General features: G+C 74.3%; 10 protein-coding genes and 1 pseudogene. 1 reads left to right on the top strand and 10 read right to left on the bottom strand.

The annotated features are described in order from the left end of the window. Positions 1-13 precede the first annotated feature (13 nt). The 6 genes from BLT39_RS08360 to BLT39_RS08335 form a co-directional block, all read right to left on the bottom strand. Positions 14-1294, bottom strand: a complete 1281-nt coding sequence (locus BLT39_RS08360) for a thymidine phosphorylase (RefSeq protein WP_091061540.1) — start codon at positions 1292-1294, stop codon at positions 14-16. Next, positions 1291-1695, bottom strand: coding sequence for a cytidine deaminase (locus tag BLT39_RS08355; protein ID WP_091061538.1), 405 nt, complete (start codon positions 1693-1695; stop codon positions 1291-1293). The genes BLT39_RS08360 and BLT39_RS08355 overlap by 4 nt, the downstream gene beginning before the upstream one ends. Further along, on the bottom strand, positions 1692-2969 hold the full coding sequence (locus tag BLT39_RS08350) for an ABC transporter permease (RefSeq protein ID WP_091061537.1): 1278 nt from the start codon (positions 2967-2969) through the stop codon (positions 1692-1694). The genes BLT39_RS08355 and BLT39_RS08350 overlap by 4 nt, the downstream gene beginning before the upstream one ends. Beyond that, positions 2966-4180, bottom strand: coding sequence for an ABC transporter permease (locus tag BLT39_RS08345; protein WP_091061536.1), 1215 nt, complete (start codon positions 4178-4180; stop codon positions 2966-2968). Before BLT39_RS08345 ends, BLT39_RS08350 begins: the two co-directional genes overlap by 4 nt. Next, entirely contained in the window at positions 4177-5709 is a 1533-nt protein-coding gene (locus tag BLT39_RS08340; protein WP_091061535.1) for an ABC transporter ATP-binding protein, read from the bottom strand. Before BLT39_RS08340 ends, BLT39_RS08345 begins: the two co-directional genes overlap by 4 nt. Before the next feature lie 166 nt (positions 5710-5875). Beyond that, positions 5876-6946, bottom strand: coding sequence for a BMP family lipoprotein (locus BLT39_RS08335; RefSeq protein WP_242658254.1), 1071 nt, complete (start codon positions 6944-6946; stop codon positions 5876-5878). Between the two features lie 284 nt (positions 6947-7230). On the opposite strand from BLT39_RS08335, the gene BLT39_RS08330 reads away from it, so the two are divergent. Then, positions 7231-8769 carry a D-alanyl-D-alanine carboxypeptidase family protein gene (locus BLT39_RS08330; RefSeq protein WP_091061532.1) on the top strand — a complete coding sequence of 513 codons (1539 nt, stop codon included), beginning with the start codon at positions 7231-7233 and terminating at the stop codon, positions 8767-8769. A 31-nt stretch (positions 8770-8800) separates the two neighbouring features. Here BLT39_RS08330 and BLT39_RS22960 read toward each other — a convergent pair. The 4 genes and pseudogenes from BLT39_RS22960 to hisC all read right to left on the bottom strand — a co-directional run. Continuing rightward, positions 8801-9532, bottom strand: a pseudogene (locus BLT39_RS22960) (YihY/virulence factor BrkB family protein); the annotation flags it as partial. 149 nt (positions 9533-9681) lie between these two features. Then, complete coding sequence (locus tag BLT39_RS08320) at positions 9682-10290, bottom strand: 2'-5' RNA ligase family protein (RefSeq protein ID WP_091061530.1); 609 nt, start codon at positions 10288-10290, stop codon at positions 9682-9684. 7 nt (positions 10291-10297) lie between these two features. Then, positions 10298-11314 carry a tryptophan--tRNA ligase gene (trpS, locus tag BLT39_RS08315; RefSeq protein ID WP_091061529.1) on the bottom strand — a complete coding sequence of 339 codons (1017 nt, stop codon included), beginning with the start codon at positions 11312-11314 and terminating at the stop codon, positions 10298-10300. Positions 11315-11351: 37 nt separating this feature from the next. After that, complete coding sequence (gene hisC, locus BLT39_RS08310) at positions 11352-12467, bottom strand: histidinol-phosphate transaminase (protein ID WP_091061527.1); 1116 nt, start codon at positions 12465-12467, stop codon at positions 11352-11354. Positions 12468-12478: the final 11 nt, after the last annotated feature.

Genomic DNA, 12478 nt, shown 5'->3' with positions numbered 1-12478 from the left:
CCTGGGACCCCGGTCAGGCGGTGATGCGGTCGACCACCAGCGGCAGCACGGTGTCGTCGGTGTCCACCCCGACGGCGCCCTCCAGGGCGGCCAGCGCGCGGTCGATGCGGGCGGCGTCGTCGGTCTGCAGCTCCAGCAGCGGCTGCCCGGCGGTCACCTGCTCCCCCACCGACGCGTGCCACACCACGCCGGCCGACGCGCTCACCGGGTCCTCCTTGCGGGCCCGGCCGGCACCCAGCCGCCAGGCCGCGACGCCGAGGGCGAAGGCGTCCAGCCGGGTCAGCGTGCCGGTGGCCGGTGCGGTGACCACGTGCCGCTCGGCCGGCTGCGGCAGCGGGGCGTCGGGGTCCCCGCCCTGCGCCGCGACCATCGCCCGCCAGCTGTCCATCGCCCGGCCGTCGGCCAGCGCGGCCGCCGGGTCGACGTCGGGGCGGCCGGCGCCGGCGAGCATCTCGCGGGCCAGCGCCAGGGTCAGCTCGACCAGGTCGGCCGGGCCGCCGCCGGCCAGCACCTCCAGGGACTCCGCGACCTCGACGGCGTTGCCCGCCGAGCGGCCCAGCGGGCGGTCCATGGCGGTCACCAGCGCGACGGTGCGGACGCCGGCGGCCTCGCCCAGGCCGACCATCGTGCGGGCCAGCTCGCGGGAGCTCTCGACGTCCTTCATGAACGCACCCGAGCCGGTCTTGACGTCCAGCACGAGCGCGTCGGCGCCCTCGGCGATCTTCTTGCTCATGATCGAGCTGGCGATCAGCGGGATGGACTCCACCGTGCCGGTGACGTCGCGCAGCGCGTAGAGCAGCTTGTCCGCCGGGGCCAGGTCGTTGCCGGCCGCGCAGATGACCGCCCCGACGTCGCGCAGCTGGCCCAGGTACTCGTCCTCGGTCAGCGACGCCCGCCAGCCGGGGATGGCCCCCAGCTTGTCCAGCGTGCCGCCGGTGTGCCCGAGCCCTCGGCCCGAGAGCTGCGGGACGGCGACCCCGCAGGCGGCGACCAGCGGGGCCAGCGGCAGGGTGACCTTGTCGCCCACGCCGCCGGTGGAGTGCTTGTCCGCGGTCGGCCGGCCCAGCGGGGACAGGTCCTTGCGGACGCCGGAGTCGATCATGGCCTGGGTCCAGGCGGCGAGCTCGTCCGGTGTCATGCCGCGGAAGAACACGCTCATCAGCAGCGCGCTCATCTGCTCGTCGGGCACCTGGCCGGCCGTGTAGGCACCGATCACCCAGCGGATCTGGTCGCCGGTGAGCTCGACGCCGTCCCGCTTGGCGCGGATGACGTCGATGGCGTCGTGCGCGCTCATGCCCGCTCCGCCGCCTTCACCAGGTCGTCGGGGCCGAAGGCGTCGGGCAGCACCTCGCGCATGGGCACGATGCCCAGCGACACGGTCTCGATCATCATCTCCGCGCCGCCGAACTCCCAGAGCAGCTGCCGGCAGCGGCCGCAGGGCATGAGCGGCTGGCCGTCCCCGCCCACGCAGGCCACCGCGACCAGCCGGCCGCCGCCGGTGCGGGCCAGCTCGCTGACCATCCCGCACTCGGCGCACAGGCCGATGCCGTAGGAGGCGTTCTCGACGTTGCACCCGGTGACCACCCGGCCGTCGTCGACCAGCCCGGCCACGCCGACGGGGAAGTTCGAGTAGGGGGCGTAGGCGTGCGTCATGGCCTCGCGGGCAGCGGCCCGCAGGGCGTCCCAGTCGATCAATGCTCACCTCTCCGGTAGACCAGGCCGTCGGCCTTGGGCATCCGCAACCGTTGGGACGCCAGCGACAGCACCAGCAGCGTGGTGATGTGCGGGGTGAAGGAGACGATGCCCTCGGGCAGCTCCTGGATGCTCAGGTAGCCCACCAGCGAGGCGGCCGCGAAGGCCGCGGCGGTGATCGCCTGGGTGAACCGGCCGCGGGTGGCCTGCAGGACCGCGACGGCCAGCAGCAGGACCGCGACCAGCAGCAGCAGCGCGACCACGGCGGTGCGGCTGCGCAGCTGCAGGGCGTCGGCGAAGCCGAACAGGCCGGCGCCGGCGGCCAGGCCACCGGGCCGCCAGTTGCCGAAGATCAGCGCGGCCAGGCCGATGAACCCGCGGCCGTTGGTCTGGCCCTCGCGGTAGATGTTGGCGATGAAGACCAGGAAGACCCCGCCGAGGCCGGCCAGCGCACCGGAGATGATCACCGCGATGTACTTGAGCCGGTAGACCGGGACGCCGAGGGAGTCCGCGGCGGCCGGGTTCTCCCCGCAGGAGCGCAGCCGCAGCCCGAACGACGTCCGCCACAGCAGCAGGTACGCCGCCGGGACCAGGAGGACGGCGACCACGGTGAGCACGCCGACGCCGTTGGTGACCCCGCGCAGCACGCCGGCCAGGTCGCTGACCAGGAACCAGTGCAGGTCCTCCACCTTGCCCAGCAGGTCCGGGCCGGAGGACAGCACGGGCAGCGAGAACGTCGGCGGGCGCGAGGACATCGCCGGGGACTGCGTGACGCCGCCGCCGGCGGGGTTGTCGACGTAGAGGGTCTCGGAGAGGAACCGGGCGACACCGGCGGCGAGGATGTTGATCGCGACGCCGGAGATGACGTGGTCGACGCCGAAGGTCACCGTGGCCACCGCGTGCAGCAGGCCGCCGAGGGCGCCCATGAGCAGGCCGCCGACGACCGCGCCCTGCCAGCCGTACTGGTAGCCGGCGAAACCGGCACCCCAGGTGCCCAGGATCATCATGCCGTCGAGGCCGATGTTGACCACGCCCGCGCGCTCGGCGAACAGGCCGCCGAGGGCGACCAGCAGCAGCGGCACGGCCAGCAGCAGGGTGGCGGCCATCGTCGAGGACGACGTCAGCGCCTGCTCCCCGGAGATGACCCGCACGGCGGAGACCAGCACCAGCAGGCCGACCAGGATCCAGGTCAGCCGGCGGCCGCGGCCACCGCCCAGGAACAGCTCGGTCACCGGGCCGCGGGCGGGCGCGGCGGTCGTCGGGGCGGCGGTGCTCACTGGGCGCTCCCCGTGGGGTCGGTGCGGCCGGCGGCGCCGGTCGCGTTGGTCAGGGCCGGCCCGGTGGCCGGTGCGCTGCCGGGTCCGGGGCTGCTGCCGTCACCGGCCGGTGGCGCGGCGACCGCGCCGCCGGACTCGGCCTGCCGACGGGCGATCCGCCGGGCGACCTCGTTGGCGATGACGACGGCGAGCACGATCGTGCCCTGGATGATCGTGACCACCGACGACGGGATGCCGGCGATCTGCAGGGGCACCGCGGCGCGGTCCAGGAAGGCGAACAGCAGCGCGGCCAGGGCGATCCCGACCGGGTTGTTGCGGCCCAGCAGCGCCACTGCGATGCCCAGGAAGCCCAGGCCCGAGGTGAACTCCGTGCCGTAGTTGTGGTCCGAGCCCAGCAGGTCCGGCAGGCCGATGAGCCCGGCGATCGCCCCGGAGATGAGCATCGTGGTGATGACCATCCGCTTGGCGTCCACGCCGCTGGCCGAGGCCGCCGACGCCGACAGGCCGGTGGCCCGCAGGTCGAAGCCGAACCGGGTGCGCTTGAGCAGCACCGCGACGACCACGCCGACCAGCACCGCGACCAGCAGGAACCCGTACAGCTGGCGCGGCGGGTTGGCCAGGCCCAGGGCGTCGAACAGGCCGTTGAGCGAGGGGAACCAGCCCGACTCCGGGATGTCCTTGGTGGTGATGATCGACGCGCCCGGCTCGCTGCCGCGCAGCGGGCCGGTGAGCAGGAAGGACGCCAGCCCCAGCGCGATGAAGTTCAGCATGATCGAGCTGATCACCTCGGACACGCCGCGGGTCACCTTCAGCACCGCGACGATGCCGGCCCACACGGCGCCGACCAGCATCGCGACCACGATGATCGCGACCAGGTGCAGCGGGCCGGGCAGCGAGATCGCCGCGCCCGCGCCGGCGGCGAGCACCGTGGCCAGCCGGTACTGGCCCTCGACGCCGATGTTGAACAGGCCCATCCGGAACGCGACCGCCACGGCCAGGCCCGCCAGGAACAGCGGCACCGCCCGGTTGAGCACCACCACGATCGCGGTGACCTGCTGGGTGGGGCTGTCGCCGAAGTCGACCATGACGTCCAGCGCCCGGAACGGGTCGACGCCGATGGCCACCATGACCACCGCGGAGATGACCAGCGCGATGGCGACGGCCAGCACCGGGGCCAGCAGAGTGGCGCCGACCTTGCGCACCGCGGTCACGCCGCACCCGCCGTGCTGCCCTCGACCGCGCCGGTCATGTAGCCGCCCAGCTGCTCGGGGGTGACCGCGCCCGGGTCGAGGGTGGCCACCACCCCGCCGCGCAGCATGACCTGCAGCGTGTCGGACAGGCCGATCAGCTCGTCCAGGTCGGCCGAGATCAGCACGATCCCCATCCCCTCCGCGCGGGCGTCCTTGAGCAGCTCCCAGATGACCGACTGCGCACCGACGTCGACCCCGCGGGTCGGGTGGGCGGCGATGAGGAGCTTGGGGCCGGCGCTCATCTCCCGGCCGACGATGAGCTTCTGCTGGTTCCCGCCGGACAGCGCCACGGCCAGGGTGTCCGCGCCGGGGGCGCGGACGTCGTACTCGCGCATGATGCGCTCGGTGTCGGCGCGGGCGGCCTTGCGGTCGATGAACACGCCCTTGGCGTTGGGCGCCTCGGTCTGGTGGCCCAGCACCCGGTTCTCCCACAGCGGGGCGTCCAGCAGCATGCCCTGCCGGTGCCGGTCCTCGGGGATGAACCCGATGCCGTGCTCGCGGCGGGTGCGGGTGGACCAGGTGGTGATGTCCTCGCCGGCCAGCACCACCGTGCCGGCGGCCAGCGGGCGCAGACCCATGATCGCGTCGACCAGCTCGGCCTGGCCGTTGCCCTCGACCCCGGCGATGCCCACGACCTCGCCCTCGCGGACGGTGAGGGTGACGTCGTCCACGGCCGGGCGGGCGCCCTGGCCGGCGACGGTGACCCCGGTCAGCTGCAGCACCGGGGTGTCGCGGACGGTCGACGTCCGGGTCTGGGGGGTGGGCAGCTCGGCGCCGACCATCAGCTCGGCGAGCTGCTTGGAGGTCGTCGTCCGCGGGTCGGCGGTGCCCACGGTGGTGCCGCGGCGGATGACGGTGATGGAGTCGGCGACCTTGCGCACCTCGTCCAGCTTGTGCGAGATGAAGATGACGGTCAGGCCCTCGCGCTTGAGCTCGGCCAGGTTGCCGAACAGCTCGTCGACCTCCTGCGGCACGAGGACGGCGGTCGGCTCGTCCAGGATCAGCGTGGTCGCGCCGCGGTAGAGCACCTTGGCGATCTCGACCCGCTGCCGGTCGCCGACGCCGAGGTCCTCGACGAGGGTGTCGGGCTCCAGGCCGAGGGCGTAGGCGTCGGAGAGCTCCACGATCCGCCGGCGGGCGGCCGCGCCGATGCCGTGCGCCTTCTCCGCCCCCAGGACGACGTTCTCCAGCACCGTGAGGTTGTCGGCCAGCATGAAGTGCTGGTGCACCATGCCGACCCCGGCGGCGATGGCGTCGGCGGGGTTCTTGAACACCACCTCGCGGCCGTCGAGCAGGATCTGGCCCTCGTCGGGGCGGTGCATCCCGTAGAGGGTCTTCATCAGCGTCGACTTGCCGGCGCCGTTCTCCCCCACGATGGCGTGCACCTCGCCGCGGGCGACCCGCAGCTCGATGTCCTTGTTCGCCACCACGCCGGGGAACCGCTTGGTGATGCCCCGCAGCTCCACCGCCAGGGGCGCTGAGTCCGTCACTGCCACTCCCGAATGCCTGAGCTGTCCTGGTCGTCGGCTCCGTACGACCTGCGGCCGGTTGGACCGTACACAGGAGAAACGACGGGCCCGGACGTCACCGCCCGGGCCCGCCGTCGTCCTGCTGTGGTGCTGCTCCTGCTGTGCTGCTGCCGGACGCCGCCGGGCGTCAGTTGCTCGGCGTCTCCGGCACGGTGATCTCGCCGTCGACGATCTGCTGGGTGTAGTCGTCGATGGTCGACTTGATGTCGTCGATGAACCCGCCGGAGTAGGACAGGCCCACACCCTCGGTGGACAGGTCGTTGACGACGTCCTGGCCGCCCTGGACCGAGCCGTCGACGAAGGAGCCGATGTAGGCCTCCACCGCGTTGTCGACCCGCTTGAGGACCGAGGTCATGATCACGGCCTGCAGGGCCGGGTCGCCGACGGTCTCGTACTGGTCGGAGTCGACGCCGATGGCGCGCTTGCCCGAGGCGGCGGCGGCCTGGAAGACGCCGATGCCCGAACCACCCGCGGCGGCGTAGACGATGTCCGCGCCCGCGTCGTACATGCCCTGGGCCACGATCTGGCCACGGGCCGGGTCGTTGAACCCGGAGAAGTCACCGGCCGGCGAGATGTACTGCACCTGGACGGTGATGTCGGGCTTGACCGCCTTCGCGCCGGCGGTGAACCCGGCCTCGAAGCTCTCGATGAGCGGGCTCTGCACACCGCCGACGAAGCCGACGTTGCCCGTCTCGGACTTCGTCGCGGCCGCGACGCCACCGAGGAACGAGCCCTGGTTGGCGGCGAACTGCAGGCCGGTCACGTTGTCCGCGCCGACGTCGACGCCGGTGCCGTCGACGATGGCGAACTGGGTGTCGGGGTACTGCTCGGCCACGTCGCCGATCACGTCGGCGTAGTTGAAGCCGACGGCGATGATCGGGTTGTAGCCGTCGTCGGCCAGCTGGGTCAGCAGGTCGGCGCGGTTGGAGGCGTCGGCGTTGGGCGACAGCTCCTGCACCTCGCCGCCGTTGGCCTCGATGGCGGCCTCGACACCCGCGTAGGCGGAGTCGTTGAACGACTTGTCGCCGCGGCCGCCGGTGTCGTAGGCGAGGCCGATCTTCGGGCCGTCCTCGCTGCCGCCGCTGGCGCCGCTCCCGCTGCCGCCGCCGCTGCCGGTCTCGTCGCTGGCACAGGCGGCCAGGGCCAGGCTGCCGGCGATGGCCAGGGCGGCCAGCTTCATCCCACGCGCTCGGCGCAAGACGGTCTCCTCTCGTACGGGGTCCCCCGGCCCGCGGGCCGGGTCACCCCTGGGTGTGCACTCCGTGGTCCGCCGCCCCTGGCCGGTGGCCGGGCGGCGATCCAGGCACGCTAACCGCGGTCGACGGCCCCCTGGCAGGACGCCGGTGACACCGAGACCCGATCGTTAGGACCCGGCAACGTCCGGGCCACACGGCGGCACACCCGTCGCACCCGTCACGTGACGCCACCCGACACGCTCCGGACCGGCGACGCCGGGCCGCCGCGCGGTTAGCGTCGCTGCCCATGCGATCCCTGCTGCCCGCCTCCCGTGCGGCCGTGGTGGCGCTGGTGACCGGTCTGGTGCTGCTGGCCGCCGCGCCGGCCGCCCTGGCCGCCCCGGGTCCGCGGCCGACGGTCGACCCGGCCGCGCCCACCCCCACCGCACCCCCGGACGGCGGACCCGCCCAGGGCTCCGCGCCCGACGGCAGCACCGTCGGCGGCGAGGGGCTGGACACCCGCGGGCTGGTCGTGGCCGGCGGCGCCCCGGCGCTGCCCGAGGGCATCGACGCGCACGGCTGGCTGGTGGCCGACCTCGACAGCGGCGAGGTCCTCGGCGCGCAGGACCCGCACGGCCGCTACTACCCGGCCAGCACGCTCAAGACGCTCACCCTGCTCACCCTGGCGCCGGCGCTGGACCCGGCGCTGGTCGTGGAGGGCACCACCGAGGACGAGCAGGTCGAGGGCAGCCGGGTCGGCCTGGTCGCCGGCGGCCAGTACCCGGTGTCGCTGCTCTACGACGCCCTGGTCATGCAGTCGGGCAACGACGCGGCCAACGCCCTGGCCCGCGCGGCCGGCGGGGTGGACGCGACGCTGGCCGCGATGAACGCCACCGCGCAGCGGATCGGCGCCTTCGACACCGTCGCGGGCACGCCCTCGGGCCTGGACGTCGCCGGGCAGACCTCCTCGCCGTACGACCTCGCGCTGATCATGCGCCAGCTCGTCGACACGCCCGCGACGGCGGCGATCCTGCAGCAGACCACCGCGCAGATGCCCGCCGTGCCCGGCAAGAGCGACGGCTACCAGATCCAGACCCAGAACACCCTGCTCACCGACTACCCGGGCACCCTGGGCGGCAAGACCGGCTTCACCGACGCCGCCCGGCACACCTTCGTCGCGGCCGCCGCCCGCGACGGCCGGCGGCTGGTGGTCGCCCTCATGCAGACCGAGCGCTACCCCGTCTCGACCACCGAGCAGGCGCAGCGGCTGCTGGACTGGGGCTTCGCCACCCCGGCCGGCGCCGGCGTCGGCACGCTGGTCCGGCCCGGGGACGTCGCGTCGACCGCCGCGGCGGTCACCCTGCCCGCGCCCTCCCCCGCCGACGGCACGCTCAGCTCCGCCGACGCGGCGGCCGCCGCGGCCTCCCCCGCCGTGGACCCCGCGGCCAGCACCGCGCCGCAGGAGTCGGTGCTGCTGCCCGTGGCGCTGGCCACCGGGGCGGTGGCGATCGTGGTGGCCACCGCGGTCGGCCGGCGGCGGGCCGTGCGGCTGGTGCCGGCCGGGGGGTGGTCCGACGACCGGGCGGTCAGGCGTCCGCCGCCCCGCCGTCCCGTGGTGCCCGCCGGCGCGAGCGCCGCAGCGCAGCCGGCAGCAGACCTGCGGCCGCCGCACCCATCAGCGCCCCTGCCCCCACCAGTCCCGCCGCGAGCCGGACCGGACCGGGACGCGGCCCCCGCTCGTCGACCAGCACCACGTCGGGCAGCCGGGTCGGCGCCTCGGGACCGAACGGCACCTGCGCGTCCGAGTGCTCGACCGCAGGGAGGGTCGCGGTCCAGCAGGCCGTGAAGAACCCGAACCGGGCGAGCACGTTGATCCAGACGACCAGCCCGACCACGCTGCCCAGCGCCGACGCGGTCACGTTGCCGGACAGGATGTTCAGGTAGTAGCCGCCGAGGAACTTGATCAGCTCGAAGCCGACGGCGCCGAAGACCGCGCCGGGCAGCAGCACCCGGGCCGGGTGGGGCGTGTCCGGCACGCCCTTGAGCACCCAGAGGAACACCAGGGTGTCCCCGACCAGGGCCAGGCCGATGCCCAGCGCCGCGGTGAGCAGGAAGAACCCGGGCACCTCGTCGACGCCCAGCAGGTCGAACACCCACGACGACGCGGCCGTCGTCCCCGCGGTCAGCCCGATCGACAGCACCCCGGCCCCGGCCAGGCCCAGCAGCACGACCAGGTCCTTGAGCCGGTCCTGGATGAAGTCGGGCTGGTCCGGCTGCCCCCGCCAGACGATGTCCATGCCGACCCGGAGCTTGTCCACCGCCCCCAGGCCGACCAGCAGGAAGCCGACCAGGCCGATGACGCCGGTGGTGCGGCGGGCGTCGATGGCGTCGAGCACCGCGGCGGCCAGGTTGGCGCCGGTGTCGCCCGGCACGGCCTCGCGGATCGCGTCGACCAGCTGCAGCTGCAGCAGGGGGTTGCCGGCCAGCACGAACCCCGCGATCGAGGCCAGCAGCAGGACGACGGGGAACAGCGCCAGGAACGCGTAGTAGGTGACCGCCGCGGCCAGGGTGTCGGCCTGCGCGCGGTTGTAGTGGCCGCCGGCGTGCACCAGGTGGTCGAACCACCCGGCGCGGGCCCGGCCGCGGTGGATCAGGTCCCGGATGCCGTCGACGGTGCGCGTGATGACGTTGCCGGTGCTCTCCTGCGGTGTCGTCACGCCGGGAAGTGTGCAGGCCGGTCCCCGAGCCCGCTGGGACGTCAGCCCTGGACGGGGCCGGTGAGGGGGTAGCGGCGGGCCACCGACCAGGCGCCGGTGGGCAGCTGCTCGAACTCGGTGAAGTGCCCGACCGGGAAGGTGGCGGTCAGGTCGGCCAGCTCCGCGGCGGCCATGTCCAGCGCGTCGGCGGGGACGTCGTGGGCCACCGTGACGTGCGGGTGGTACGGGAAGGACAGCGGGCGGGCCAGCGGGCCGCTGCGCACGTCGGTGGCGATCCGCTCGCAGTCCAGGATGCCGCGGGCCACGGTCACGAACACCACCTCCGACACCGGGCGGAAGGTGCCGGTGCCGCGCAGGTGGATCTCGAAGGGCGGGTGCGAGCGGGCGACGCCGGCCAGGTGCGCGGCGATCAGCGACCGGTCGGCCACGGCGACCTCGGTGGGCGGCAGCAGCGTGACGTGCGGCGGCACGACGGCGGCCTGCGGGTCGCCGCACTTGGTGCGCCACTCCACCAGCAGCTGCGCCCACGGTTCGGGGACGTCCACCACCACCCCCAGCACCGCGGTGCCGCCGACGTCGCGGTTCGCGCTGCGGGGCACGAACGTGTCGTCGTGCCGCCGGCGGTGCGGGGGCGGGGGCAGGGAGGTCATCGCCGGGTCACCGCGCGGTCGCCGGGAGGAACCCGATGCGGTCGTACACCGTGGCCAGGGTGGGCGCGGCGACCTCGCGGGCCTTCGCGGCGCCCGCGGCCAGCACCCGCTCCAGCTCGGCGGTGTCGGCCAGCAGCTCCGCGGTGCGCGCCTGCACGGGGGCCAGCGCCTCGACGACGACCTCTGCGAGCTCCTTCTTCAGGTCGCCGTAGCCGTGGCCGGCGAAGCGCTCCTCGAGCTGGGCCACCGTCTCCCCGGAGAACGCCGAGTGGATCGTGAGCAGGTTCGACACCCCGGGCTTGCCCTCGGGGTCGAAGACGATCTCCCGGCCGGTGTCGGTGACCGCGCTGCGGATCCGCTTGCCGATCACCTTCGGGTCGTCGAGCAGGTTGATGCACCCGGCGTCGGGCAGGCTCTTGGACATCTTCTTGTCCGGCTGCTGCAGGTCCAGCACCTTGGCCGCACCCGGGGGGATGTAGGCCTCGGGGAGCACGAAGGTGTCGCCGTAGCGGCCGTTGAACCGGGTGGCCAGGTCCCGGGTGAGCTCGAGGTGCTGGCGCTGGTCCTCGCCGACCGGTACCCGCCGGGCCTGGTAGAGCAGGATGTCGGCGGCCTGCAGCACCGGGTAGGTGAACAGCCCCACGCTCGTGCTGGCCTGGCCCTGGCGGGCCGACTTGTCCTTGAACTGGGTCATCCGGCCGGCCTCGCCGAACCCGGTCAGGCACTGCAGCACCCAGCCCAGCTGGGCGTGCTCGGGGACGTGGCTCTGCACGAACAGCGCGCTGCGGTCGGGGTCCACGCCCAGCGCCAGCAGCTGCGCGGCCGACACCAGCGTGCGCCGGCGCAGCACCGCGGGGTCCTGCTCGACGGTGATCGCGTGCAGGTCCACGACGCAGTAGAAGGCCTCGTGGTCGGCCTGCATGCTCACCCACTGCCGCAGCGCACCGAGGTGGTTGCCGAGGTGGAAGGAGTCCGCCGTCGGCTGGATGCCGGACAGCACGCGAGGGGCAGGCACGTCCTTCATCGAACCACGCGCCACACCCGCCCCCGGGCGGACCCGCTCAGCGGCCGGCGGGAGCGCCCGCCGCGACCTCGTCGAACGCCGCCAGGAAGACGTCGTCCTCCTCGGGCGTGCCGACGGTGACCCGCAGCCCCTCACCGGCGAACGGCCGGGTGATCACCGCCCGGGACTCCAGCGCGGCGGCCACCTCGGCGGTGCGCTCCCCCAGCGGCAGCCACACGAAGTTGGCCTGGCTGTCGGCCACCGCCTGCCCGCGCCGGCGCAGCTCGGCGGTCAGCCGGTCGCGCTCGGCGGTCACCTCGGCCACCCGCGCGCGGACCTCGTCCTCGCTGGCCAGCGCCGCGACCGCGGCGGCCTGGGCGACCATCGAGACGCTGAAGGGCACGTGGGTCTTGCGCACGGCCTCGGCGACGGCGGGGTCCTCGGCGAGCAGGTAGCCCACCCGCAGGCCGGCCAGCCCCCAGGCCTTGGAGAAGGTGCGCAGCACGGCGACGTTGGGCCGCCCGCGCATCAGCTCCGTGCCGTCGGGCACGTCGGGGTCGGTCACGAACTCGCGGTAGGCCTCGTCCAGCACCACCAGCACGGAGTCGGGCACCGCGTCGAGGAAGGCCTCCAGCGCCGGACGGCGCACCGCCGTCCCGGTGGGGTTGTTCGGGTTGCAGACCAGCAGCACGCGGGTGGTGTCGTCGACGGCGGCCAGCAGGCCGTCCAGGTCGTGGGTGTCGGCCGTCCCGCCCTCGGCCCCGGGGACCAGCGGCACCTGCTGGGAGCCCGCGCCGGCGACCTGGGCCAGCAGCGGGTACATCTCGAAGGACCGCCAGGCGTAGGCCAGGCTGGTGCCGGGCTCCACGTAGGCCTGCGCGACCTGCTGCAGCAGGGTCACCGCACCGCACCCGGTGGCCACCTGGGCGACGTCGACCCCGTACCGCTGCGCCAGCGCCCCGGCCAGCACGCCGGCGGCGTTGTCGGGGTAGCGGTTGGTCTCGCCCACCACCGCGGAGATCGCGGCCACCACGGCCGGCAGCGGCGGGAACGCCACCTCGTTGCTGGCCAGCTTGACCGCCCTGGGGACGCCGATCTCGCGGGCCAGGTCCGCGGGGTTGCGGCCGGGCCGGTAGGCCGGGAGCGCCGACACCGCCGAACGCGGGCTGACCATGGTGGGTCCTC

The sequence above is a fragment of the Klenkia brasiliensis genome, from assembly GCF_900100695.1.
GTDB lineage: Bacteria > Actinomycetota > Actinomycetes > Mycobacteriales > Geodermatophilaceae > Klenkia > Klenkia brasiliensis.
Note: the sequence above shows the minus strand (reverse complement) of the source record. Positions and strands in the feature narration are given on the sequence as shown.